This window comes from Streptomyces sp. NPDC087845, from assembly GCF_044742755.1.
Lineage (GTDB): Bacteria > Actinomycetota > Actinomycetes > Streptomycetales > Streptomycetaceae > Streptomyces.
The window spans coordinates 1-25591 of the sequence record NZ_JBIUVC010000023.1; the positions used below are offsets into that span (position 1 = coordinate 1).

Consider the following 25591-nt stretch of genomic DNA (forward strand, 5'->3'; position numbering starts at 1 on the left):
CGAATGCTCCTGGCGGACTGGTGATCTTGGTCGTGAACCCGTCTACCAGGAGCTTTCTTCATGCCCGCCGTCGGGGTCACCCGTCCAACCACCCGTCAGGTTGGAATCGGCTCACGGCGTCAAGGAAAACGTGGCCACTCTGATCGACCACCTCGAAACACGTCTGGGGCAACTTGTCGGAGCGTGGTCGGTCAGGGACGGCGCCCCCGACGGTGCGGCGCAGGTGGGGTACTTCACCGGCGGCGTCTTCGAGGGCCTGCGGTCCTACGCCACTATCACCCTCCATGAGACGCACCTGGTTTCTCCCACCAGTGGTGAGCCCCAACATCTGGAATTGCTCGGCTGCGGCCGTCCCCTCGCCGGGGATGAGGATGGTCCCTTCCCCGGAGTGCTGGAGTGGGTGGCGGAACGCCTCGCGACGACGGGGCGGGCGGTGCTCCGCGGGGAGGTCGTGTCGTTGCCCATGCCGCTGACTCCGGACGGGCCCATGACCGCGCTCTACGCGGCCATGCCGGTCTACTTCGACGACGACTTCCTCTCCGTCACTCTGGAGAACGGAACGAACGTATCCGTGGTGTGGCTGGTGCCCATCCACGGTGCCGAGGCGGAGTACGTGGCGAAGAACGGCTGGCCGGCCTTTGAGGACGAACTGAGGAAGCAGGACCCCGATCTGTTCGATCCGAGCGCCCACATTTGAATCTGTAAGTCCTTTCTGGCCCTTTCTGTGGCGCTTCTGAAGAAGTCGGCGAGAGGGTCAAGGGGTCAGTTGTCGTTCCGCAGGGAGGGAGCACCGCCGGCGGGCCTGCGTCGAGCGGACGGTGGGCGTACGGCTGCGTTGGTGCACCTCTGTTGACCCGGCCCACGGATCATGGCCTCTGCGGCCCGCGGTGCCGGACGTGAAGGCAATGAGCACGCCAAATTTCTGCAACGGCTGCGCAGAACACCCCTTTTGTCGGCGAGCCGGCGATCACGGCATGAGACCGTGATCTGCCGCCGGGGCGGCTGACGACCCGCCTGCCCCGTCGGCCTCACACTTCTTTCGAGCAAACGAGAGGCCCTAGTTCCCGGGTCTCGCGTCCCGTCGTCGCCGCCGCGCTCCCCACACCCCCGCCACGAGCAGGGAGAGCGCCGCGCCCGCCCCCACCGTCGCGCCCGCCCGCAGACCCGGGGGCCGGAACGAGCAGTCGACGGAGGCGCCGCGGGCGGGGACCGGTACGGAGAGCAGGCCCAGGTAGCTGCCGGCGGGGCGGCCCTGGCAGCTCCAGCCCGCGATGCGGGGCGCGGCGATCACGACCGTCCCGGTGCTGCCGGGCGGCAGTTCGGCCCGTATGCCGTGGGCGGTGACGTGGACGGCGGTCGCACCGGTGCGCTTCAGGCCGGTGACCGCCGAGGCCAGCCGGGTCCGGTCCAGGCAGCCGATCGCCTCGTGCGGCACGGTCCCGGCGCGTACGGCGGTCAGCGTGACCGTCACCGGCCCGCTCCCGCCCTCCGCACCCAGGCGCTGCATCGGGGCGCGCCGGCCCGGCAGCTGCCCCCGGAACGGAATCTCCGGACCGCTGCCGAGCCGCGCCGAGCCGAACAGGTCGGGCGCCCACAGATACGGCTCGGAGGCCGCCGGGCACCGGGCGGTCAGCGTGTACGTACCGCGCCCCACCCGGTAGTCGTACGCCCCCCGGTCCGCGACCGGGCCGCCCCCCGCCGCGCGCAGCACCGTCGTCGGCACCGTGTAGACCGCCGTACCGAGCAGCCGCTCCTGGTTCCGGAAGGGGGAACGGCCGTACGGCACCGGCGCGTCCGGTCCGCGCACCGTCACCAGCGGCGGCGCCTCCGCGCGGCTCACCGTCACCGGCCGGTCGTCGGGGGCGTTCCACCCCTGATGGGGATCGCGCGGCATGTGTACCCGCGCGCCGACCGAGAAGACGGCGTCCGTGACGGGGTTGTCGAGGCTCTGCACGGCCCGGCCGTTCGACGTCCACCCGTCGCCCAGCGCACGCAGGGTGCGGGTCAGCACGTCGGGGGTGAGGCTGCTGTAGTACGCGGCGCCCTGCCCGCCCACCAGCAGCGGATCGTTCGCCGTGGTCTGTTCGCGGCCGGGGTCGGTGCGATAGCGCGGCCAGCCGTCGGCGCCCGCGACCGCCGCCGCCTGGGCCCGCTGCCGCTCGCCCCAGGGCGCGTAGTCGTCCAGCCGGTTCAGCCGCTGCCGGTCGGCGTAGGCGGTGGTCGCGGCGGCCTGCCCGGCCTGCGCGCCGACCAGCAGCACGGCGGCCACGACCGCGAACCTCCGGCCGCGGCCGACCAGCAGCAGCGCCCCGACCGCCGCCACCAGCCCGGCCGCGAACAGCGGATACGTCCACGGTGTGACCAGGTCGCTGAAGCCGGCCCCGGCCGCGATCAGCAGCAGCACCGCGCCCCCGCCGAGCAGCGCCCGCCACCCCGGCCAGTCGTACGAGACGGAGATCCAGGCGGCGATCACCACCAGCCCGGCCAGTACGAAGGTCTGCCGGTACGGACTGCCGTTGGGTGTGGCGAAGGCGTGCCAGAGCAGATGCGTGGGCGCCCACTGCAACGACAGCGCGACCCCGGCCACCAGCCCCGCCCACGCCCACCGCTCGCGCCGCGGTACGGACCGCTGGAAGGCCAGCGCACAGGCCAGGAGCAGGGTGCCCGTGCCGAGGAAGAGGGCCGGGGTGAAGAAGCTGTACGTGGCGGGCAGCAGCCGGGCGAACACATCGGGCCAGTGGGCGGGCGCGAACGTCCGGTTCCAGCCCGGGTAGGCGTGCTTCGTCCCCAGGTAGACGGGGATCAGGACGGGCGCCGAGAGACCGATGCCCACCCCGACCGTGGCGACCGCTCGCACCAGCCCCCGGACCACCGCCCGCCGGTCCTCCCGCTCCGTGAAGAGCCGCACCGCGAGCACCAGAGCGGCGCCGAGCGTCGCCATGTAGGCCGTGTAGAAGTTGGCCGCCCACATCACCGCGACGAGCAACGGCGCGGCGATCCGGTGCCGCCCCGTCCGGGCCCACTCCCCGGCCAGGCAGAGCAGCGGCAGCGCGACCAGACCGTCCAGCCACATCGGGTTGTACGACGCCTCGACAACCGACCAGCCGCACAGCGCGTACGAAGCACCGAGCACCCCCGCCGCCCACCAGCGCCCGCCGCGCAGCGTCAGCAGCAGCAGGGCCATCAGCGCCGCGGCCGACGCCATCTTCAGGAGCGTCACCACGTAGACCGCGAGATCCGTCCGGTCGCGCGGGAAGACCCCGACGAGCAGGGCGAACGGGCTGGTCAGATAGGTGCCCAGATCCGGCAGGAAGCTGGTCCCGTACCCGGACGACCAGTTGAGCAGCACCCCGCCGTCGGCGTTCCCGTGCAGCAGGTCCCACAGCCGGGCGTGGAACGGGACGAACTGATTGCCCAGGTCGTTGACGCTGCGGGTATGCGGTCCGAACGGGAAGCTGCGCGCCACGGCGTCACCCGCGCAGACGGCGGTCACGGTGAGCAGCGCGGCGAGCGAGCCCGCCCACAGGCGGGGACGGAAGGTCGGCATACGCAGGAATATGCCAGCCTCGAACGCCTGAATCCGCTCCGGAATGGGGCAGTTCACGTGATGGACGCTCATCGGCCATATGGAGCGTCGGATTCCGACACGTGAGCGGGTTGATGTACATGCGTGCTGATCTCGCTGGTGGTGCCTTGTTTCAACGAGGAAGAGATCCTCGAACGCTTCCATGAACGTGTCACGGACGAAATGGCGCGCCTCGGACATGAATTCCAGCTGGTGTACGTCGACGACGGCAGCGCGGACCGGACCCTGGTCATCCTCCAGGAACTGGCCGCGGCCGACCCGCGGGCCCGCTATGTCTCCTTCAGCCGCAACTTCGGCAAGGAGGCCGCCATGCTGGCCGGCCTCCGCCACGCCGAGGGGGACGCGGTCGTCATCATGGACGCCGACCTCCAGCACCCGCCGGAGCTCGTGGGCCGCATGCTCGAAGAGCACGCGGGCGGCTACGACCAGGTGATCGCACGCCGCACGCGCAAGGGCGACCGGGTCACCCGCACCGTCAGCGCCCGCGCCTACTACTGGCTGATCAACCGCCTGGTGGACGTGGAACTGGTCGACGGCGTCGGCGATTTCAGACTGCTGTCCCGCCGCACCGTCGACGCCGTACTGGAACTCACCGAATACAACAGGTTCTCCAAGGGCCTTTTCGCCTGGGTGGGATTTCGCACCACGACGTTCAGCTACGAGAATGCCGTCCGCGAACAGGGCCGTTCCGCCTGGACCTTCGGAAAGCTGCTGAATTACGGCCTCGACGGCCTTCTCTCCTTCAACAACAAACCGCTGCGCGCGGCGCTCTACCTGGGCATGCTGCTGCTGTCCGTCGCCCTCGCCTATGCCGCGTGGATCGTCGGCGTCGCGCTGGTGCGAGGCGTCGACACCCCCGGCTATGTCACCCTCCTCGTCGTGGTCACGGCACTCGCCGGGGTCCAGATGGTGATGATCGGGGTGGTCGGTGAGTACGTGGGCCGTATCTACTACGAGGTGAAGCGCCGCCCGCACTTCCTGGTGAAGGCCACGAACACCACACCGGCGCCGCGGCGGACACGGGAACCCCAGGAGTTCGCGAGCCGATGACGGTCACCGCGCAGATGGCCCGATTCGCCCTGGTCGGAGTCGTCAACACCGGCACGTACTACGGCTGTTACCTCGTCCTGCTGACCTGGCTGCCGTACATCGCCGCCCATGTCCTCGCCTTCGCGCTGAGCATGGTCGGCTCCTTCTTCCTGAACTCCCTCTTCACCTACCGGACCCGGCCCACCTGGCGGAAGTTCCTGCTCTTCCCGCTCACCAACGCCGCCAACTTCGCCATTACGACCGGCGGTGTCTATCTGCTGGTCGACCTCGCCGGGTTCAGCAGCCGGTACGCGCCGCTGGTCGCGGCCGCGGCGGCCATCCCGATCACCTTTGTCGTCTCGCGGGCGATCATGCTGCGTCCGGACAGCGGGATCCCGGCGGCCGAACGCGTCTCCTGACCCTGAGAGGCGCCGTCGCAGGGGCCGTTCCAGGCATCCCGCGAGCTGCCGTCGCGGGGAGGGCCGGGCGCCCCTGAAGGGGCCCACATCCCCAACTCCTTCCGAATCGTTGGTCGAACCGGTGGCCCCAACCACATCCACTGCCTAACATCGATCACCGCAAGGTCTTGTGCACTGATGCACAAACTCTCCCCGGGAGGTTCCTTTGCACCGCCGCCGTCGCACCGCGCTCACCGTCTCCGCCGCCCTGCTGGCCGGGGCCCCACTCCTGACCGCCTGCGGCGGCCAGGCCCACCCGGGCGCCGCGGCCCTCGTCGGCGGGGACCGGATCGAGGTGTCCACGCTGCAGGGCCAGGTGGCGGCGGTACGGGACGCCCAGCGCGACTCGAAGGACGCCTCGCAGCTCATCGACAAGTCCGGGCAGCTCAGCCGGGCGAAGCTGCACGGCATGATCTTCGACCGGGTCCTGGACCGGGCCGCGCGGAACGCGCACGTGAGCGTCAGCCGCAACGAGATCCAGCAGATGCGGAAGGCGGCGGCCGCCCAGTCCGGGGGAGAGGCGCAGCTGCGGATGGCGATGCTCCAGCAGAGCTGGGTCGCCCCCGACCAGATCGATGCCGTTCTGCGCGAGCAGGTCCAGCTGACGAAGCTGGCCCAGGCGCTCGGCGCCGACCTGCAGCAGCCCGAGGGGCAGAAGGCCGTCGGCGACGCGCTCGCCAAGGCGTCGAAGGAACTGAAGGTCGACGTCAATCCGCGCTACGGCACCTGGGACGACAAGCAGACCCAGCTCGCCAACTACAAGGCCCCCTGGATCAACCAGGTCACCAAGCCCGCGACGGCGGGCGCCGAGCCCGAGGCCTAGGGTCTTTCGTCCGGATCAGGCCCCGCGAGCCCGGCGTGATCCAAACGACAGGCCCTGAGGGCTGTCCCGTAGTAGACCGCGGAGACGGCGACCGGACCGACCGGAGTAGATTCGAACGGTGAACGCTGAAGATCCCGGCCGTATCGTCCTGCTCACCGCCAGCCACCGCGTCGCGCCCGGACTTCTGTCCTGGCCCGCCTGGCAGACGCTGCACGCCGCCGACCGGGTGCTCTGCGCGGAGCAGGACAATCCGCAGCTGCCGTACCTGCGCGAGGCGGGTGTCGCCGTCGAGTTCTCCGAGCCCACCGCGCGGGAGCTCGTCGACGCCTGTGCGGGCGGCCGGAGCATCGTCGTCCTCACCGGCGGCGAGGGCGACCGGCCGCTGACCGACGGGCTCGCGCGGCTCGCCGGGTCGGGGCGGGTGCGGATGCCCGACCTGGAGCTGCTGCCGGGTTCGTACGACCTGCCGGGCGCCCGGCTCCTCGATCTGGTCCAGGTCATGGACCGGATCCGGATCGAATGCCCCTGGACCTCGCAGAAGACCCACGAGGGCCTCGCCAAGTACGCCATCGAGGAGGCGTACGAACTCGTCGAGGCGATCGAGGACGGCGACCGCGGCGAGCTGCGCGAGGAACTCGGGGACGTACTCCTCCAGGTCGTCTTCCACGCCCGGATCGCCGAGGAGGACGGCGAGGAGCCCTTCTCCGTCGACGACGTGGCCGCGACCCTCGTCGAGAAGCTGATCCACCGCCACCCGCACGTCTTCGGGGACGAGACCGCCGAGACCCCGGAGGACGTGCACGCGCACTGGCTGCGGACCAAGGCCGTCGAGAAGCAGCGCGACTCGGTCACCGACGGAGTGCCGCTCGGCCAGCCCGGCCTCGCCCTGGCGGCGAAACTGGCCGGCCGGGTCCGTACCGCGGGGCTCGATGTGGCGCTCCCCACGGGCGACGGCATCGGCTACGAGCTCCTCGCCCTCGCCGTACGCGCCGAACAGGACGGCATCGACCCCGAGGCCGCACTGCGGGCCGCCGGCCGCGCCTACCGGGACGCCATCCGGGCGGCGGAGGGCAACGGATAACGTCGAGGGGTGAACCACAGCCCCGCCGACCGCCCCGCCGATCAACCCGCACACCGCCCCGCCGACCGCCCGGCCCGCCCCGCCGACCGCCCGGCCTGTCCCGTCGACGAGCCCGCGCACGGCCCGGCCGACCAGCCTGCGCCGGGCTCAGCCAGCCAGCCCGCGCACGGCCCGGCCGACCGCCCCGCGGACGGCTCCGCCGGCCGCCCCGCCTGTCCCGTCGGTGCGCCCGAACTCTTCACCTGGGAGTTCGCCACCGACCCCTACCCGGCCTATGCCTGGCTGCGCGAGCACAGCCCCGTGCACCGCACCGCGCTGCCCAGCGGTGTCGAGGCCTGGCTGGTGACCCGGTACGCGGACGCCCGGCAGGCGCTTGCCGACACCCGGCTCTCCAAGAACCCGGCGCACCACGCCGGGCCGGCGCACGCCAAGGGGAAGACCGGCATCCCGGGCGAGCGCAAGGCGGAGCTGATGACGCATCTGCTCAACATCGACCCGCCCGACCACACCCGGCTGCGCCGCCTCGTCTCCAAGGCGTTCACCCCGCGCAGGGTCGCCGAGTTCGCGCCGCGCGTACAGGAACTGACGGACCGCCTCATCGACCGCTTCGTCGCGGAGGGGAGGGCGGATCTCATCCACGACTTCGCGTTCCCGCTCCCCATCTACGCGATCTGCGATCTGCTCGGCGTTCCGCGCGAGGACCAGGACGACTTCCGGGACTGGGCGGGCATGATGATCCGGCACGGCGGCGGCCCGCGCGGCGGGGTGGCCAGGTCGGTGAAGAAGATGCGCGGCTATCTCGCCGAACTGATCCACCGCAAGAGGGAGAACCCGGGGGACGATCTGATCTCGGGGCTGATCCGGGCCGGCGACCACGGCGAGCACCTCACCGAGAACGAGGCCGCGGCCATGGCCTTCATCCTCCTCTTCGCCGGATTCGAGACGACGGTGAACCTCATCGGCAACGGGGTGTACGCCCTGCTGCGCAACCCCGGCGAGCGCGAGCGGCTGCAACGCTCCCTCGCCGCGGGGGAGAGCGAGCTGCTGGAGACGGGGATCGAGGAACTGCTGCGGTACGACGGTCCGGTGGAGCTGGCGACCTGGCGGTTCGCCACCGAGCCGCTGACACTGGGCGGACAGGACATAGCGGCGGGCGACCCCGTACTCGTCGTGCTCGCCGCCGCCGACCGCGACCCGGAACGCTTCGGGGACCCCGACACGCTCGACCTCGCCCGGCGTGACAATCAGCACCTCGGATACGGGCACGGCATCCACTACTGCCTGGGAGCACCGCTCGCCCGGCTGGAGGGACAGACGGCGCTCGCCACGCTTCTGAGGCGCCTTCCGGACCTGCGGCTTGCGGTGGAACCTACCGATTTGCGGTGGCGTGGCGGGCTCATCATGCGTGGACTGCGCACGCTGCCGGTGGAGTTTGCACCGAGGCCGGCGCCGACGCGAGATGACGCTCAGTCAACTCTGTGACTTCCACGTGATCTGCGCTGCATCGACTTGTGACACGCGTTCGAGTCCCGCTAGGTTCACCGTTCGACCCACCCGTCACTTGTCAGTCACACGGAAGGCATCTCCATGGGCTCCGCGAACGGCAGACACCGTCGCCCTCGTCAGGCACCCGCCATCGTCGTCGCCGCGGGCGTGACCGGATCGGCCATCGCCATCCCGCTGCTCGGCGCGGGCGGCGCGCACGCGGCCGACGCCAAGACCTGGGACCGGGTGGCCGAGTGCGAGAGCGGCGGCATGTGGAGCGCCGACCTCGGCAACGGCTTCTACGGTGGCCTGCAGTTCTCGCAGGAGACCTGGAAGGCGTACGGCGGCGAGTCGTACGCCGCCCGTGCCGACCTCGCCAGCCGCTCGCAGCAGATAGCCGTGGCCGAGAAGGTCCTGGAGGACCGGGGGCCGAAGGCCTGGCCCAGTTGTGCGGTCATCTCCGGCCTCGCGGAGGACGGGACGCTGCCGGGCGTCGATCCCGGGGTCGCGCCCCCCGCCGAGCCGACACGGAGCACGGAGCCGGCTGACGGCGCGTCGACGCCCCCGTCCGAGGACGCCGCACCGTCGGACGCCGCCCCGGACGCCGCCTCGGGCGGTACGGGCGGTACGGACAGCGCGGACCGTTCGAAGGGGGCGGGCGCCGCCCACGGGCCGGCGGACGGGACCGAGCCGTCCCGGACGCCTTCTGACACCCCGTCCTCCGGTGCGCCCGACGCGTCGGACCCGGCCGGCCCGGCCGACTCGACCGACTCGACCGGCGGCACGGGCGGCAAGCACCGCGGCGCACCTGCCCCCGAGGAGGGCCGGAACGCGAACGGCGGTGTCGAGCGCGAGTCGGGCCGGCATGCCTCCCGCGGTGACGGTGACGCGCGCGACGCGGGCGCGTCGGCCGCCGACGGCACGTACACCGTCCGCTCCGGCGACAACCTCTGGGCGATTGCTGACGCACAGAAGGTCCCCGGCGGCTGGCCCGCGCTGTATGAGGCCAACAAGGATGCCGTCGGAACCGACCCGGACCTCATCCTCCCTGGCCAGAGCCTCGATCTCGACGTGAAGGCCGAGTGAGAGCGGTCTGATAATCGGCTGAAAGAGCCTCAAAATCTGGGGTAGTTCAGAGACCTATGTCCGCTTATGCGTAAGTGAGACATGGATCTCTTTGCGTCAACTGGCGTGTTGCGCCCGGGGAGCCCTTCCGCATCGCCTCCCACCTGCGAAAACGACGGTTCCTCAGATGCAAGTAAGGGCTGATTGTCCGATGTGTCCATCTTTGAATGTGGGGGTTGCGTGTGTTTACGGTCGGAACCGCTCGCACCGCGGGCCCCGTCGATCGTCACGCCGAATCCTGCCGTCGGTCGAAGGGAACAGACGCGTAAAGCGCCGTAGGCAGGAGCGGGGGACCCAGGTAAGCGCCGGGCCCGATCGTCGAAGGACGCATCAGGACCGGCTTGGGGTGAAGTCGCGTGCTAGGACGTGCGACCGGGCAACTCACTTGGCCCGAACCCGACAGCTCACCTCGTAGGCGTCGGTGAGGAGAAGTTCCATGCTGTTTTCCAGCAAGGGCAAGCACCGCCGCCCGTCCAAGGCCGTCCGTGTCGCCACGCTCGCCGGTGTCGCCGGTACCGCCGTCGCCGTTCCGCTGATGGGTGCGACCGGCGCCTCCGCCGCCTCCGTCGCCACCTGGGACGCCGTCGCCCAGTGCGAGTCCGGTGGCAACTGGTCCATCAACACCGGCAACGGCTACTACGGCGGCCTGCAGTTCTCGCAGTCCAGCTGGGCCGCCGCCGGCGGTACGAAGTACGCCCCCCGTGCCGACCTGGCCACCAAGGCCCAGCAGATCACCGTCGCCGAGCGGCTGCTCGACATGCAGGGTCCGGGTGCCTGGGGCTGTGCCGGCGCCGGCAACCTGACCAACGACGGTGTCAACCCGGGCGTCGACACCGGCTCCTCCTCGAAGTCCAGCTCCAGCTCCAGCGCCACCGGGCAGCAGAGCACCCCGGCCGCGCCGAAGCAGCAGTCGCGGCCGGTCCAGCAGGCCCAGCCGAAGAAGGCCGAGCGCACCGAGGCCCCCGCCGCCTCCCGCTCGGACCGCTCCGCCGCCCCGCAGGCCGAGTCGAAGAAGACCGTCACCACCCCGACCGGCGAGAAGGTCAAGAAGGGCGACGGCGAGTACAAGGTCGTCTCCGGCGACTCCCTGAGCGAGATCGCCGCCGAGCACCAGGTCGAGGGCGGCTGGCACCAGCTGTTCGAGCTGAACAAGGACATCGTCAAGGACGCCGACCTGATCTACCCGGGTCAGCAGCTGCACCTGACCAAGTAGTCCAGGCTCTCTCCTCCCGGAGCACCCCGGCCCGGCGCGCATTCCCCCGTACGCGCCGGGCCGGGGTTTCCTGTGTCGTGCGCCACCACCGCGAGGTGCCGGCGCCGCCACGCGCCGCCTCCGCGAGGTGCGCCACCTCTGAGCGATCGTTCAACTGTTGTAGTTACTGACCAGTAAAATTCTGACTGTTTGTCCGCTTACGCTCGCCCTTGGGTCCTTTTTCGTCCCAGGGGACGGGCGGTCGTCGGGCTGAGCGGGCCGGGCCGGTTAGGCTCTTGTCGCAAGGCCAAAGTGACCCTGCACAACCAGTGTCATATCCCAGAAGGAGATGCCTCGTGCCGTCCATCGACGTCGTCGTAGCCCGGGAAATCCTCGACTCCCGGGGGAACCCCACGGTCGAGGTCGAGGTTGGCCTCGACGACGGCAGCACGGGCCGTGCTGCCGTGCCGTCCGGCGCCTCCACCGGTGCGTTCGAGGCCATTGAGCTTCGCGACGGTGACCCCAACCGCTACCAGGGCAAGGGCGTCGAGAAGGCCGTCCTCGCCGTGATCGAGCAGATCGGCCCGGAGCTCGTCGGCTACGACGCGACCGAGCAGCGGCTGATCGACCAGGCGATGTTCGACCTGGACGCCACCGAGAACAAGGGCTCGCTCGGCGCCAACGCCATCCTCGGTGTCTCGCTGGCCGTTGCCCACGCCGCCTCCGAGGCCTCGGACCTGCCGCTCTTCCGCTACCTCGGCGGCCCGAACGCGCACCTGCTGCCCGTTCCGATGATGAACATCCTCAACGGTGGGTCGCACGCCGACTCCAACGTGGACATCCAGGAGTTCATGATTGCCCCGATCGGTGCGGAGTCCTTCTCCGAGGCCCTGCGCTGGGGTGCCGAGGTCTACCACACGCTGAAGAAGGTCCTGAAGACCAAGGGTCTTTCGACCGGTCTCGGCGACGAGGGCGGCTTCGCGCCGAACCTGGAGTCGAACCGCGCCGCCCTCGACCTCATCGTCGAGGCCATCAAGGAAGCCGGCTACGTCCCGGGCAAGGACATCGCGCTCGCGCTCGACGTCGCCGCGTCCGAGTTCTACAAGGACGGCACGTACGAGTTCGAGGGCAAGTCCCGCTCGGCCGCCGAGATGACGGAGTACTACGAGGAGCTCGTCTCCGCGTACCCGCTGGTCTCCATCGAGGACCCGCTGTACGAGGACGACTGGGCCGGCTGGAAGGTCATCACCGACAAGCTCGGCGCCAAGGTGCAGATCGTGGGCGACGACCTGTTCGTCACCAACCCGGAGCGTCTGGCCCGCGGCATCGAGGAGGGCTCCGCCAACGCCCTGCTCGTCAAGGTCAACCAGATCGGTTCGCTGACCGAGACCCTGGACGCCGTCGAGCTCGCCCAGCGCAACGGCTTCAAGTGCATGATGTCCCACCGCTCCGGCGAGACCGAGGACGTCACCATCGCCGACCTCGCCGTCGCGGTGAACTGCGGCCAGATCAAGACCGGCGCCCCGGCCCGCTCGGACCGTGTCGCCAAGTACAACCAGCTGCTGCGCATCGAGGAGATCCTCGACGACGCCGCGGTGTACGCGGGCCGCTCCGCGTTCCCCCGGTTCCGCTCCGCGAACTGACGAGCACGGCGCTCCGCGAACCGGCCGGCACGGCGCTCCGCCGACCGAAAGGCCCTAGGGCTGAGCACAGGCCCGTCAGGAGCCAAAGGCACCGGCCTCCGTCCGTCCCCGCACTCGGTCCCGTACCGTGTGCGGGGACGGACGTGCGTAATGGGGAGGCGGGGACATGGCCGCGAAGGACCGGGACCGGTTCTCCACCGCGACCCGGCTGCGGCTGCTCGGTGAGCAGACCGCGGCCCGCGTCTACCGCTCGCAGACCCGCCGTCAGGCCCGCCGCTCCCGGCTCACCGGCCGGGCGGCCTTCCTCGCCCTCGTCGTCTGCTCCCTGGTGGTCGCGCTCGCGTACCCGATGCGGCAGTACGTCTCGCAGCGGGACGAGATCGCCGACCAGGAGCGCCTGGCGCGGGAGGCCCGGACCCGCACCGAGGAGCTGCGCGACGAGAAGGCGCGCCTCCAGGACGACGCCTACATCAGGCAGCTGGCCCGCAAGCACCTGCACTACCTTCTTCCCGGGGAGACCGGTTACACCGTGATCGACCCCGACGCGGTCAAGGAGCGCAACGGCGACACGGACGGGTCCGGCCGGCCGTGGCACTCCAACCTCTGGGACGGCGTCGACAGCGCCGACCGCGACTGAATCCCTTCTCATCCCTCTGCAGAACCGCAGTTCGAGCAGCCCGATCAGAACCTAGGCAGGCATGGAAACCCCCCCTCCGCAGACCGAGTCCACCGCGCCCACCGAGGCGGACATCGCCGCGTTCCAGCAGCAGCTGGGCCGCCCGCCGCGCGGGCTGCGCGCGATCGCGCACCGCTGCCCGTGCGGCAATCCGGACGTGGTCGAGACCCAGCCCCGGCTGGAGGACGGTACGCCGTTCCCGACGACGTACTACCTGACGTGCCCGCGTGCCGCGTCCGCGATCGGCACGCTGGAGGCGAACGGCGTCATGAAGGAGATGACCGAGCGCCTCGGTACGGACCCGGAGCTGGCCGCCGCGTACCGGGCCGCGCACGAGGACTACCTCGCCCGGCGCGACGCCATCGAGGTGCTGGAGGGCTTCCCGAGCGCGGGCGGCATGCCGGACCGGGTGAAGTGCCTGCACGTGCTGGTCGGGCACTCGCTGGCCGCCGGGCCCGGGGTGAACCCGCTGGGCGACGAGGCCATCGCGATGCTGCCGGAGTGGTGGCGCAAGGGGCCGTGCGTTACGCCGTGCGGCGTGCCGGAGGAGAAGGACGGCCGGACCGTCGAGGAGTCGGAGGGCGGGCACTTCGCGTTCCGGCCGGCCGACGGCGCGCCGGACGAGGGCTGACCGTTCTGCGGGGGCTCGCGCCCCCCGACCCCCGCTCCTCGATCGCCGGAGGGGCGTGATTGGGGGCTGCGCCCCCGGACTAGGAGCACCCATGACCCGCGTGGCCGCCATCGACTGCGGTACCAACTCCATCCGCCTGCTCGTCGCCGACGCGGACCCGTCCACCGGTGAGTTCGCCGAGCTCGACCGGCGGATGGAGATCGTCCGCCTCGGCCAGGGCGTCGACCGCACCGGCCGGCTCGCGCCCGAGGCCCTGGAGCGGACGTTCGCCGCCTGCCGCCAGTACGCGGAGGTGATCAAGGAGTACGGGGCGCAGAGGATCCGCTTCGTCGCCACCTCCGCCTCCCGCGACGCGGAGAACAGGGACGAGTTCGTCCGCGGGGTGCTGGACATTCTGGGTGTCGAGCCCGAGGTGATCAGCGGCGACCAGGAGGCGGAGTTCTCCTTCACCGGCGCCACCAAGGAACTCGCGGGCCGCGACCACCTCGCGAAGCCGTATCTCGTCGTGGACATCGGCGGCGGTTCCACCGAGTTCGTCGTCGGCGACGACCACGTGCGGGCCGCGCGCTCCGTGGACATAGGGTGCGTCCGGATGACCGAGCGGCACCTCGTGCGCGACGGTGTCGTGAGCGATCCGCCGTCCCCGGAGCAGATCGCCGCGATCCGCGCCGACATCGACGCGGCCCTCGACCTCGCCGAGGAGAGCGTCCCGCTCACCGGCGCCGCCACCCTCGTCGGCCTCGCCGGGACGGTCACCACGGTCGCCGCGATCGCCCTGGGGCTCGACGCGTACGACTCCGAGGCGATCCACCACTCCCGGATCTCCCTCGACCAGGTCCGGGAGATCACCGGACGGCTCCTCGCCTCCACCCACGCCGAGCGCGCCGCGATCGGCGCGATGCATCCGGGACGGGTCGATGTGATCACCTCCGGGGCGCTGATCCTGCTCGCCGTGATGGAGCGGACCGGGGCCCGGGAGGTCGTCGTCAGCGAACACGACATCCTCGACGGAATCGGCTGGTCGGTCGCGTAGGCCCGCTCCCGCGACGGCGGCCGGGGGTGCCCGGCGGCGGGCACCGGCCCTCGGGAAGGCCGGTGCGCACCGGCTCTCCCGAGGGGTGCGAGAACGGTGCTCATACGCATTTTGGCCTGCACTTTTGAGCTGGCGTGGGCCACCCGGGGGGCGCTTCGCGGGACACGTCGCGACGAAGTTCGTGAACTTCTTCACAAGGAATTCGGCCCCGTGGAGGGCAGTTCTGGCCCGTATGGGCATCCAGGGCCCCTCGCGGGGGCGTTCCGTGCCGATACGGGAACGTTCCGGGTGCGTTGCCGGCGTGTGAATCGGGGCGGCGGTTCACCCGGTCCGGAGGCTCAAGGTCCAGCTCACAGGCGGTGAGCAACGTTCGCCGCCGCGCCGTGGTTCCCCTCCGGCGCCATGACCTCGGTCACGCGGGCGGCGGAGTGTAGCAGAGGGTGGGCGATACCTTGTGAAGGGGCTCACGAGCCCACCCTCCGAGGGGGGTGGATACTCGATGGCATGAGCACCACGGAGCGTCCCAGGATCCTCGTAGTAGGCGGTGGGTACGTAGGCCTGTACGCAGCTCGACGCATTCTGAAGAAGATGCGCTACGGAGAGGCGACCGTCACGGTCGTCGACCCGCGCTCGTACATGACGTACCAGCCCTTCCTCCCCGAAGCTGCTGCCGGCAGCATCTCGCCTCGGCATGTCGTCGTCCCGCTGCGACGCGTACTGCCGAAGGCCGAGGTCCTCACCGGCCGCGTCACGACCATCGATCAGGACCGCAAGGTCGCCACGGTCGCGCCGCTCGTCGGCGAGGCCTACGAGCTGCCCTTCGACTACCTGGTCATCGCGATGGGCGCGGTCTCCCGCACCTTCCCGATCCCCGGCCTCGCCGAGCAGGGCATCGGCATGAAGGGCATCGAGGAGTCCATCGGTCTGCGCAACCACGTCCTCGAGCAGCTGGACAAGGCCGACTCGACGACCGACGAGGAGGTCCGCCGCAGGGCGTTGACCTTCGTCTTCGTGGGCGGCGGGTTCGCCGGTGCGGAGACCATCGGCGAGGTCGAGGACATGGCCCGCGACGCGGCGAAGTACTACACGAACGTGAAGCGCGAGGACATGCGCTTCATCCTCGTCGACGCCGCCGACAAGATCCTTCCCGAGGTCGGCCCGAAGCTGGGCACCTGGGGCCGGGAGCACCTGGAGTCCCGTGGTGTCGAGGTCTTCCTCTCGACCTCCATGGACTCCTGCGTCGACGGTCACGTCGTGCTGAAGAACGGCCTGGAGGTCGACTCCAACACGATCGTGTGGACGGCCGGCGTGAAGCCGAACCCGGCGCTGGCCCGTTTCGGCCTGCCGCTCGGTCCGCGCGGTCACGTGGACACCTCCGAGAAGCTCCAGGTGCAGGGCACCGACTACATCTGGGCCGCGGGCGACAACGCCCAGGTTCCGGACATGGTCGGGCGCCGGGCCGGCAACCCGAACGCCTGGTGCCCGCCGAACGCCCAGCACGCGCTGCGTCAGGCCAAGGTCCTCGGCGACAACGTCATCTCCGGGATGCGCGGCTTCCCGCAGAAGGAGTACAGCCACGCCAACAAGGGTGCGGTCGCCGGTCTGGGGCTGCACAAGGGCGTCGCGATGATCGTCATGGGCAAGATGAAGATCAAGCTCAAGGGACGCCTCGCCTGGTACATGCACCGTGGCTACCACGGTCTGGCCATGCCGACCTGGAACCGCAAGATCCGGATCTTCGCCGACTGGACCCTCGGGATGTTCCTCAAGCGTGAGGTCGTCTCGCTCGGCGCCATGGAGACGCCGCGCGAGGAGTTCTACGAGGCCGCCAAGCCGGCCCCGGCACCGGCCGCCGCCAAGGCCGAGGGCGAGAAGGCCAAGGCCTCCTAGTCCGCCCGCGGGCCCACTCGCCCGCGCCGTACGCGCACAACGCCCGAAGGGGCCGTCCGCCATCCGTGGTGCGGGCGGCCCCTTCGGCGTGCCCGCCCCTTCGGTCCGCCACCCGGTCGTCGTACACCGACAGGTAAGTGTGTCGTGCATGTATTTTGCCGTTCCGTTGCGCTGTGGCGGGATGGAGCGCGCCCCGCAGACTGTTGACGGGTAGGTACCTCGCCGTGGCGTCGTAGGTGCTCCGGCGTGGTTACAGGCATGTTCGAGCATGTTTGGGCACATTGGGAACACCATCACGGAGGTGTGCGCCATGGCAGACGCCGCATTGCGGCTGACCGCTCTCGCCGAGGAGTTGCTGGGAGAAAAGCTGCCGGTCCGTATCCGGGCCTGGGACGGCAGCGAATCAGGACCGCCCGGTGCCCCCGTCCTCGTCATCCGGAACCGCCGCGCGCTGCGCAGGCTGCTCTGGAAGCCGGGCGAACTGGGCCTGGCCCGCGCCTGGGTGGCGGGCGAGCTCGACATCGAAGGCGATCTGTACGGGGCCCTGGACCTGATGGCCTCGCTGATCTGGGACCGCGGCGCGGAGGCCAAGGACAGCGTCCACCCGGTCCGCGACCCGAAGGTGCGGGCCTTCGCCAGAGGGCTGCTGCAACTCGCCGGCCCCTGGCTCCCGCCGCCCCCGCCGCCCGAGGAGGTGCGCCGCCGTACCGGCACCCTCCACACGAAGCGCCGGGACAAGGAAGCCATCAGCCACCACTACGACGTGGGCAACGACTTCTACGAACTGGTCCTCGGACCGTCCATGGTCTACTCCTGCGCCTACTGGGAGGACGGCGGAAGCCTTGAGGACGCCCAGCGCGACAAGCTCGACCTGGTCTGCCGCAAGCTCGCGCTGAAGGAGGGCGGCCGCCTCCTCGACGTCGGCTGCGGCTGGGGCTCCATGGCCCTACACGCGGCCCGTGAGTACGGTGCCCGGGTCACCGGAGTGACCCTCTCCGTCGAACAGGCCGCCTACGCCAGGAAGCGCATCGCGGACGAGGGCCTGACCGACCGGATCGAGATCCGGGTCCAGGACTACCGGGACGTCAGGGACGGCCCGTACGACGCCATCTCGTCCATCGGCATGGCGGAACACGTCGGCTCGGTCCGCTTCCGTGAATACGCCGACGACCTCTACGCACTCCTCAGGCCCGGCGGCCGGCTGCTCAACCACCAGATCGCCCGTCGCCCGGAGAAGGACGAGTCCGCGTACCACGTGGACGAGTTCATCGACGCCTATGTCTTCCCGGACGGCGAACTGGCTCCGGTGGGGCGGACCGTGGCCACCCTCGAAGAGGCCGGCTTCGAGACCCGCGACGTCGAGTCGATCCGCGAACACTACGCACTGACCCTGCGCAGCTGGGTCGCCAACCTGGAGAAGCACTGGGACCGCGCGGTCCGGGCGGCCTCGCCCGGACGGGCCAGGGTCTGGCGCCTCTACATGGCCGCCTCCGCCCTGTCCTTCGAGCACAACAAGATCGGCGTCAACCAGATCCTCGTGGTGCGCCCGGCGGAGGGCGGCGCCTCCCGGATGCCGCTGCGGGCCCGCGTCTGGCCGGCACCGGCGACCGGCTGACGGCGCACCGGCACCGGGAGGACCCGGCGCCGGACAGGACAAGACCGGGGGCCGGTACCCGCAGCTCCGCGCTGCGCGTACCGGCCCCCGGCCGTTTTGTCCCCGTCTTTGTCCGCTGCCGGCGGGCCGCTACTCGGTCTTGATCGCCGTCAGCATGTTCAGCTTCGCGGCGCTGCGCGCCGGCCAGAGCGAGGCCAGCACGCCCACCAGTGCGGCGAGCACCAGGAAGATCCCGATCCGGTCCCACGGAATGACCAGGGCGTAGTGCGGGATGTCGGACTTCAGGGTCTGCCCGATCGCCCAGCCGAGGAACGTACCGAGTCCGATGCCGATCACCGCGCCGAAGAGCGAGATGACCACGGCCTCCAGCCGGATCATGCGCTTCACCCTGCGCCGGTCCAGGCCGATCGCCCGCAGCATGCCGATCTCCTGCTGGCGTTCGAAGACCGACATGGCCAGGGTGTTGACGACGCCCAGCACCGCGATGATCAGGGCCATCGCCAGCAGCCCGTACATGATGTTCAGGGCGGTGTTGATGAAGCCGCCGAAGGTGTCCCGGATGTCCTCGCGGTCCATGATGCTCATCGCCGGGTTGTCGCCCAGTGCCTTGACGATGGCCTTCTCGTTGGCCGCGGACTCGCCGCCGTCCATCTTCAGCCAGATCTCGCGGATGTCGGCGTGGGCGACGTGCGGGTCCAGGAGGTTCTTCGGGATCATGACCGGGGAGAGGAACTCGTTGCCCTCGTAGACCGCGCCGACCTTCAGGCTCGCCTTCTTGCCGTCGTCGTAGGTGACCGGGACCGTGTCACCGGTCTTCCAGTGGCGCGACTTCGCGGTGTCCTCGGACACGGCGATCTTGCCGTCGGTGAGCGAGTCGACCGAGCCGGAGACCGTCTTGACGGTGAAGAGCTTCGACACGTCGCCGGGGGTGACCCCGGCGGCACCGATTTCCTCGTTGCCGAACTTCATCCAGGCGTCCTGGCGGGGCGAGACGGCCGCGACTCCGTCGGCCTTCTCCAGGGCCTTGAGCGCCGACTCGTCGAGCGAACCGCCGTTCGCCATCGAGACCAGGTAGTCGGCCCTGATGTTGTCCGTTGTCATCCGGTCGATCGCCTGGCCGAGGGTGACGCCGAGCACGGAGATGCCGGTGACCAGGGTGAGGCCGATCGCCAGAGCGGAGGCGGTGGCTCCGGTGCGTCGAGGATTGCGGACCGCGTTCTGCGCGGCCAGCTTGCCGGAGACCCCGAACAGCCGCTTCAGCAGCGGGCGGACCAGCGCGATGACCGGCCGGGACAGCAGCGGGATCAGCACGATGACGCCGACCAGTGCGAAGAACGCACCGACCCCGATGATCGTCCGGCCGTCCGAACCGGCCGCCGCACCCGCCACGATGCCCGCGGCGCCGAGCAGGGCGAGCGCCCCGCCGATCGAGTTGCGCAGCACCAGGGACTTGACCGTCGCCGTCGCGTGCACGCTGTTCATCGCGGCCACCGGCGGGATCTTCGCGGCCCGGCGGGCGGGCAGCCAGGCGGCCAGCACGGTGATCAGTACGCCGACGCCGAACGCCGCGGCGACCGCGGTGGGCGAGACGATCAGCGGTCCGGCCGGGATCTTCCCGCCGAACTGGCTCATCGCGGAACGCAGACCGGTGGCGAGGCCGAGGCCGAGCACGAACCCGATGACCGAAGCGATCGCGCCGACCACTGCCGCTTCCAGGAGCACGGAGCGCTTGACCTGGCGGCGGGAGGCGCCGACGGCGCGCATCAGTGCCAGTTCCTTGGTGCGCTGGGCCACCAGCATGGTGAAGGTGTTGGTGATCAGGAAGACGCCGACGAAGAGCGCGATGGCCGCGAAGGCGAGCAGCATGCCGTTGAGGCCGCTCAGGCCCTTCTGGATCTGCTCGGCCTGCTCGTCGGCGAGCGCCTTGCCGGTCTTGGCCTCGGCGTCCTTGGGCAGCAGCGGCTTCACGTCGGCCAGCAGCTTCTCGTCGGAGGCGCCCGCCGCGGCGGAGATGTTGACGTCCCTGAACTCGCCGGGCCTCAGGTACAGCTTCTGGGCGACCGGGGTGTCGAAGAGGACCAGGCTGCCGCCCGCGTTGACCGTGCCGTCCTCGGTGGTGAAGACACCGGCGAGGGTGTACTCCTTCACCGGCCCGTTCGTGGCGACCCGGACCGGGTCACCGACGTGGTACTTGCCCTTCTTCGCGGTCTGCTCGTCGAGCGCGATCCGGTCGGCCGCGTCCGGACCCTTGCCGTCGACGAAGGTGTACGCGGAGTCCTTGCCGTTCTTGCCGGGGGAGAAGTTGCTGCCGGTGTTCGTCCAGCCGTTGCCGATCAGCTTGCCGTCGGGGTCGGCGACCCCGGCGAAGCCGTCGACCCGGCCCGTGGCGGTGCCCACACCGTCCAGACCCTGGATCTTCTTCAGGGTGGCGGCGGTGATGCCGGGCGTCTTCTCGTCGCGCTGGTTGGCGTAGGTGGTGACGGCGACGGCGACGTCGTCGTAGCTCTTCGCCGACTGGTTGCGGAAGGCGTTGCCGAGGGTGTCGGTGAAGACCAGGGTGCCGGATACGAAGGCCACGCCGAGCATCACGGCGAGGACGGTCATCAGCAGCCTGGCCTTGTGCGCGAGCACATTGCGCAGGGCGGTACGGAACATGTCTGTCAGTCCTGGGATGGGGAGGGGTTCCGGAGGAGGGCGCGGGGCGGGGCGGGCGTCAGCTGGTGCGGCCCTTGGCGTCGAACGCCTTCATCCGGTCGAGGACCCCGTCCGCGGTGGGGTGCATCATCTGGTCGACGATCCGGCCGTCCGCGAGGAAGATGACCCGGTCCGCGTAGGAGGCGGCGGCCGGGTCGTGGGTCACCATCACCACGGTCTGACCCAGCTCGCGCACCGAGTTGCGCAGGAAGCCGAGGACCTCGGCGCCGGAGCGGGAGTCCAGGTTCCCGGTCGGCTCGTCACCGAAGATGATCTCCGGCTGCGAGGCCAGGGCACGGGCCACGGCGACGCGCTGCTGCTGGCCGCCGGAGAGCTCGGTCGGCCGGTGGGTCAGCCGGTCGGAGAGGCCCACCATGTCGATGACCTTGCGCACCCACTCGGCGTTGGGCTTGCGGCCCGCGATGTCCATGGGGAGCGTGATGTTCTCCTGCGCCGTCAGCGTCGGCAGCAGGTTGAACGCCTGGAAGATGAAGCCGATCTTGTCCCGGCGGAGCTGGGTGAGCTGCTTGTCCTTGAGGGAGCCCAGCTCCGTGTCACCGATCCGCACCGAGCCGCTGCTGAAGCTGTCGAGGCCGGCCACGCAGTGCATCAGCGTGGACTTGCCGGAGCCGGACGGGCCCATGATCGCGGTGAACTCGCCCTGCGGGAAGTCCACGGAGACCCGGTCCAGGGCCGTGACCCTGGTCTCGCCCTCTCCGTAGACCTTCGACAGATCCGTGGCGCGGGCAGCCACCGTGGTGACGCGGTGTGCGGTGGAAGTGGTGGTCACGGGAATCTCCTGATTCGGGCTCCGGCCGAGAACCTCGTCCGGGTGCGCTTCGGTTGTGCTCGGTTGCTGGGGAACCTCTCCATCGTCACCGCCGTATTGCCGCGGTTCGTCAGTCCCGGTGCCCGTTCCTGAGGCCGCCTTGAGTCGCACCGGGGGACCCCTGCGTCCTCCTCCGGTATGACATCGACCCTGAGGGCGTCCGTCCGGGGCGGTGGCGGGGGCGTCAACCCGCTGCCGGGAGAACACCGTGTTCCGCGTCACAGCGGCGGATTCCTCGCCCCTGAGGGGCTCTCAGAAGGCCCGGTACCGGGATCCGTCCCGGGGTGCGCCGGCGGCGCCGTTGTCCGGCCGGGTGGCGCGCCCATGGCGATCACTGGCGCGCGCCTGGCGAATACGCCCGGCGAATGCGCCGTCCGGGTGCGGCGACTTTACGTCAATCCGGATGGCCGCTCGCCGTGCCCGCTATCCGGCCCAGGCATGTGACGATGCCGTCCCACAGGTGCTGACGACCCCTCAAACGGTCAATAAAATAAGACAACATCGCGCCACCGATCCGCTGATCGGAGGAAGTCCCCGGATAGGGTCATGTGCCAACGCGGAGCCGCGCGCCAGGCCCGGATGGTGGAATGCAGACACGGCGAGCTTAAACCTCGCTGCCCCTCGGGGGCGTACCGGTTCGAGTCCGGTTCCGGGCACCACCGCGCGCAGGGGGCGAGCGGGTGGCGCGGCGCGCAGCACATGATCCTTCCGGCGCTCAGCGCTCAGCGCACGGCACACGCGCGGCTGCGGCGGGCCGGTCCGACGGCCGGACCCGGGCATCCGCGCGCCACTGGTCCCGACCGGATCCGGGCGCCACCGGAACCTGACGTATGCCGTCGGTTCCACAAAGATCCTCCCCAAGCACTAGTCTGAGTCTTTTGCCTACCCATTACTCTTGTGGGAAGGCCACGCAGGGTGGCCATGGAGGAGTGAGATGAGGAGCAGCAACCCGGTCTTCTCGCGACGGGGCTTCAGCCGCGACAACGGATATGCGGGCTTCAACGCGGCGCCGCAGGCCGGGGCCCCCGCGGCGGGCGCCAACCCGTACGCGCAGGGCACCGCCGCCAACCCGTACGCCACCAACCCCTACGCCCAGCAGGACACCCAGTTCGGCGTTCCGCAAGCACCGGCGCGCTCGGGCGCGATGACGATCGACGACGTCGTCACGCGCACGGCGATCACGCTGGGCACCGTGGTGCTCGGCGCGGTGCTCGCCTGGGCCCTGCTGCCGGTCGACGAGGCCAACCTCGGCAAGTCCTACGGCATCGCGATCGGCGCCGCCCTCGTGGCGTTCGTGCTGTCGCTCGTCCAGTCCTTCAAGCGCAGGCCGTCCCCGGCGCTGATCGTCTCGTACGCGGCCTTCGAGGGTGTCTTCCTCGGAGTGATCTCCAGCGCGGTCAGTACGTACATCGGGCCGGGCGTCGTGATGCAGGCGGTGATGGGCACGATGTGTGTCTTCGCCGGTGTGCTGCTCGCGTACAAGATGCGCTGGATCCGCGTCACCCGCCGCTTCTACGGCTTCGTGATGGCCGCCGCCATGGGCTTCATGCTCCTGATGGTGGTCAACCTGCTGTTCGCCGTGTTCGGCGGCGGTGACGGCCTGGGCTTCCGCAGCGGCGGCCTCGGCATCCTCTTCGGCGTCATCGGGATCATCCTCGGCGCGTGCTTCCTGGCCCTGGACTTCAAGCAGGTCGAGGACGGCATCGCCTACGGCGCCCCCCGCGAGGAGTCCTGGCTGGCGGCCTTCGGCCTCACCATGACCCTGGTCTGGATCTACCTGGAGATGCTGCGTCTGCTCTCCATCCTCAGCGGCGACGACTGACGCACGGCCCCGCGCCGGGAACGGCGCGGGAAGCGGAACGGAAAGCGGAACGGCCCGCAGACACAGGGCCGTTCCGCTTCGCTCTGAGGTGCCTAGAGCAGCTTGCGCGCGGCCCTTCTGAGGTCGTACTCGTGAATGAGCGCCTTCGCGTGTCCGTAGGCGAGGTCGTGTTCGCTCCGCAGCCAGCTGACCTTCTCCTCGAAGCGGAGAGCGGGGCCTTCCTCTACGGTGCGGAGCCAGTCGGCGACTTCACGACCGGTGCAGCGGGGGATCCGGGAGAGCAGGTTGCGATGGGTCTCTTCGGAGAAGACTTGGGACATCGGCGCCTCCGACGCATTGCGCGTTGCTGGTCCTTCCCGACACCGTGCCCGAGCATCGGCATGTTGGCAACCGTCCCGGAAGGGCGCGTAGGGTCGCGGGGTGCTCGATACGACCCCGCTGATCACCGCCGTGGACCGATTCGCCGACCGGCTGCGCGCCGCCCCGCAGAGCCGCCTGCAGCGCGGAGCGGCTGCCGAAGGACTGGCCGCGGCCAGGGAATTGGCGCTGCGTGCCCAGCGCATCGAGGCACCGGGCCGGGAGCCGCGGATCATGCCGGACGCCGGGATCTTCGCGATCGGTGACCAACTCGCCGTAGCGGGGGGCGACTTGGCGGTGGCACTGGAAACGGCCCCGTCGGCTGTGCTGGACGAGGCCGTGCAATTCGTGGAGGAGGCGGCTGCGCGGGCGTTCGCGTAGCGGTGGACGGGCGGGCCGGTGGCCCGGAGGGCGGCGGTCGGCGAGAGCCGCTCTGCCCGGATGTCCCGGGGTCAGAACGAGGCGATGACGCGGTCGGCGAGAACGTAGACGTTCTCCTTGCCGCAGGAGAAGGTCAGGGCGTAGGCGCCGGAGACACCGGAGCCGCCCAGCAGGACCGGGTGCTCACCCGCCAGCAGCGACTCGGCCAGGCGCTCGGCCGTCTCGCGGTGGCCGGGGGTCATACAGAGCGTGGTGCCGTCGGCGAAGACGTACACATCGAGGGTGCCGAGCGGGCCGGGGCGCACGTCGGCGAGTTCCGTACGGCTGTCGGCGAGCTCTTCCAGGCGGTTCACGGTGCGCTCGTGGTCGGTGACGACCGGGGTCTGCACGGGGACGAAGTCGGGGTGCGAGGGGTGCCGGCGACGGGCCGCGGCCAGCTCGGGGGAGTCCTCGGCGAACTCCGCCGTCTCGGGCAGCTCGGTCACGTCCGCCAGCTCGGCGAGTTCCGTCAGCTCTTCGAGCGCCTCGGCGGCGTCGAAGTCCATCGCCTCCAGACCGGCGAGATCGGCCTGGCGCGGCAGGAAGAACGGCGCCTCCTCGCCGATCCCGGTCAGACCGCCCAGCAGGGACGGGGTGTCGGCGGCGTCGCGGGCTTCCTGGGTGGCCCAGAAGGCGCGGGCCTCGGCGAGCTCGCGCTCCCGTTCCTCGGCGAGTGCCTCGGCGACGGCCGCGCGTATCTCGGCGGCCGGGGTGGCGTCGTTGCGGCTCTGCGCGGGCACGGCGGCGCCGTGGACGCGGGTCGCGGCCAGCTCGGTACGAAGGGCCGTGATCTGCTTGCGCAGCCCGTGAGCAGCGTGCAGAGCAGCGGCGCCCACGGCCGTGGCAGCGGCGGTGGTCAGCAACAGGGCAAGAGACATGACGCTCACTGACATACTCCCGGTTTCAATCGATCCCCCGACTTCCTACCTCAGCTTGTCTCCTACCTGCGCCCGGTGTCAGTGCATTACGTCACGAATTGGACAGGTCTTTGGGCCTAGGGTTTAACCCTGAGACGGGTGTGACCTGCGGGAATGACTCTCCCCCAGGAGATAGATCACATCCTGGGGGAGATTCGGTCACGGTCGGGGCTCGGAGCCTGTCGGTTCCTCGGCCGGGAACGACCTGACGGCTATGTCAGCCATTGTCCGGGAGATCAACTGGGCCGCCGGGTTTGCAGTCGCGCTTCGGTCTGTGGTCGCGCT

Annotated in this window: 21 protein-coding genes, 1 tRNA gene and 1 riboswitch; of the genes, 17 read left to right on the forward strand and 5 right to left on the reverse strand. The window is 70.3% G+C overall.

Going from position 1 to position 25591, the window contains the following annotated elements; translation table 11 throughout:
* The first annotated feature begins 130 nt into the window (after positions 1–130).
* Positions 131–697, forward strand: coding sequence for a suppressor of fused domain protein (locus tag ACIOMQ_RS36475; RefSeq protein WP_402192053.1), 567 nt, complete (start codon positions 131–133; stop codon positions 695–697).
* Between the two features lie 360 nt (positions 698–1057).
* Here ACIOMQ_RS36475 and ACIOMQ_RS36480 read toward each other — a convergent pair whose 3' ends face one another.
* Positions 1058–3547 (reverse strand): YfhO family protein, encoded by a 2490-nt coding sequence (locus ACIOMQ_RS36480; RefSeq protein ID WP_402192056.1) that lies wholly within the window; start codon positions 3545–3547, stop codon positions 1058–1060.
* A gap of 123 nt (positions 3548–3670) precedes the next feature.
* Here ACIOMQ_RS36480 and ACIOMQ_RS36485 point away from each other — a divergent pair, with 123 nt between their 5' ends.
* The 13 genes from ACIOMQ_RS36485 to ACIOMQ_RS36545 all read left to right on the forward strand — a co-directional run bounded on the left by ACIOMQ_RS36485 (position 3671) and on the right by ACIOMQ_RS36545 (position 18267).
* Entirely contained in the window at positions 3671–4636 is a 966-nt protein-coding gene (locus ACIOMQ_RS36485) for a glycosyltransferase family 2 protein (RefSeq protein WP_401269645.1), read from the forward strand.
* Entirely contained in the window at positions 4633–5034 is a 402-nt protein-coding gene (locus tag ACIOMQ_RS36490; protein WP_362207176.1) for a GtrA family protein, read from the forward strand. Before ACIOMQ_RS36485 ends, ACIOMQ_RS36490 begins: the two co-directional genes overlap by 4 nt.
* 205 nt (positions 5035–5239) lie before the next feature.
* Positions 5240–5896 carry a SurA N-terminal domain-containing protein gene (locus tag ACIOMQ_RS36495; protein ID WP_389795612.1) on the forward strand — a complete coding sequence of 219 codons (657 nt, stop codon included), beginning with the start codon at positions 5240–5242 and terminating at the stop codon, positions 5894–5896.
* A 118-nt stretch (positions 5897–6014) separates the two neighbouring features.
* On the forward strand, positions 6015–6977 hold the full coding sequence (locus tag ACIOMQ_RS36500; RefSeq protein WP_362207179.1) for a nucleoside triphosphate pyrophosphohydrolase: 963 nt from the start codon (positions 6015–6017) through the stop codon (positions 6975–6977).
* 9 nt (positions 6978–6986) lie between these two features.
* Positions 6987–8459: a cytochrome P450 gene (locus ACIOMQ_RS36505; RefSeq protein ID WP_402192058.1), complete on the forward strand. Its 1473-nt coding sequence runs from the start codon at positions 6987–6989 to the stop codon at positions 8457–8459.
* Positions 8460–8564: 105 nt separating this feature from the next.
* Positions 8565–9548 (forward strand): transglycosylase family protein, encoded by a 984-nt coding sequence (locus ACIOMQ_RS36510; protein WP_401944010.1) that lies wholly within the window; start codon positions 8565–8567, stop codon positions 9546–9548.
* A 300-nt stretch (positions 9549–9848) separates the two neighbouring features.
* Positions 9849–10020: riboswitch (cyclic di-AMP (ydaO/yuaA leader) on the forward strand.
* Between the two features lie 3 nt (positions 10021–10023).
* Positions 10024–10800 (forward strand): transglycosylase family protein, encoded by a 777-nt coding sequence (locus ACIOMQ_RS36515; RefSeq protein WP_401269655.1) that lies wholly within the window; start codon positions 10024–10026, stop codon positions 10798–10800.
* Between the two features lie 335 nt (positions 10801–11135).
* Complete coding sequence (eno, locus tag ACIOMQ_RS36520; RefSeq protein ID WP_362207187.1) at positions 11136–12422, forward strand: phosphopyruvate hydratase; 1287 nt, start codon at positions 11136–11138, stop codon at positions 12420–12422.
* A 166-nt stretch (positions 12423–12588) separates the two neighbouring features.
* Positions 12589–13059 carry a septum formation initiator family protein gene (locus ACIOMQ_RS36525; protein WP_362207189.1) on the forward strand — a complete coding sequence of 157 codons (471 nt, stop codon included), beginning with the start codon at positions 12589–12591 and terminating at the stop codon, positions 13057–13059.
* Positions 13060–13120: 61 nt separating this feature from the next.
* Positions 13121–13729 carry a DUF501 domain-containing protein gene (locus ACIOMQ_RS36530; protein ID WP_362207191.1) on the forward strand — a complete coding sequence of 203 codons (609 nt, stop codon included), beginning with the start codon at positions 13121–13123 and terminating at the stop codon, positions 13727–13729.
* A gap of 91 nt (positions 13730–13820) precedes the next feature.
* The gene (locus ACIOMQ_RS36535; protein WP_401269659.1) at positions 13821–14762 is read left to right on the forward strand and encodes an exopolyphosphatase; all 942 of its coding nucleotides are present in this window, start codon (positions 13821–13823) and stop codon (positions 14760–14762) included.
* A gap of 504 nt (positions 14763–15266) precedes the next feature.
* Complete coding sequence (locus ACIOMQ_RS36540) at positions 15267–16652, forward strand: NAD(P)/FAD-dependent oxidoreductase (RefSeq protein WP_362207194.1); 1386 nt, start codon at positions 15267–15269, stop codon at positions 16650–16652.
* Between the two features lie 310 nt (positions 16653–16962).
* Positions 16963–18267: a class I SAM-dependent methyltransferase gene (locus tag ACIOMQ_RS36545; protein ID WP_401986950.1), complete on the forward strand. Its 1305-nt coding sequence runs from the start codon at positions 16963–16965 to the stop codon at positions 18265–18267.
* A gap of 129 nt (positions 18268–18396) precedes the next feature.
* On the opposite strand, the gene ACIOMQ_RS36550 is transcribed toward ACIOMQ_RS36545, so the two are convergent.
* Complete coding sequence (locus ACIOMQ_RS36550; RefSeq protein ID WP_401759646.1) at positions 18397–20922, reverse strand: ABC transporter permease; 2526 nt, start codon at positions 20920–20922, stop codon at positions 18397–18399.
* Positions 20923–20980: 58 nt separating this feature from the next.
* Entirely contained in the window at positions 20981–21751 is a 771-nt protein-coding gene (locus tag ACIOMQ_RS36555) for an ABC transporter ATP-binding protein (RefSeq protein ID WP_362207200.1), read from the reverse strand.
* Positions 21752–22363: 612 nt separating this feature from the next.
* Between ACIOMQ_RS36555 and ACIOMQ_RS36560 the strand changes: the two genes are divergently transcribed.
* Positions 22364–22449, forward strand: a tRNA-Leu gene (locus tag ACIOMQ_RS36560).
* A 275-nt stretch (positions 22450–22724) separates the two neighbouring features.
* Entirely contained in the window at positions 22725–23612 is an 888-nt protein-coding gene (locus ACIOMQ_RS36565) for a Bax inhibitor-1/YccA family protein (RefSeq protein ID WP_362207202.1), read from the forward strand.
* A gap of 92 nt (positions 23613–23704) precedes the next feature.
* Here the strand turns inward: ACIOMQ_RS36565 and ACIOMQ_RS36570 are convergent, their stop codons facing one another.
* A complete protein-coding gene (locus ACIOMQ_RS36570; RefSeq protein WP_362207203.1) occupies positions 23705–23932 on the reverse strand; it encodes a DUF4287 domain-containing protein in 228 nt (75 codons plus the stop codon).
* Between the two features lie 100 nt (positions 23933–24032).
* Here ACIOMQ_RS36570 and ACIOMQ_RS36575 point away from each other — a divergent pair, with 100 nt between their 5' ends.
* Positions 24033–24350: a hypothetical protein gene (locus ACIOMQ_RS36575; protein ID WP_362207204.1), complete on the forward strand. Its 318-nt coding sequence runs from the start codon at positions 24033–24035 to the stop codon at positions 24348–24350.
* 71 nt (positions 24351–24421) lie between these two features.
* Here the strand turns inward: ACIOMQ_RS36575 and ACIOMQ_RS36580 are convergent, their stop codons facing one another.
* Positions 24422–25252 (reverse strand): hypothetical protein, encoded by an 831-nt coding sequence (locus ACIOMQ_RS36580; RefSeq protein WP_401269749.1) that lies wholly within the window; start codon positions 25250–25252, stop codon positions 24422–24424.
* Between the last annotated feature and the right edge of the window lie 339 nt (positions 25253–25591).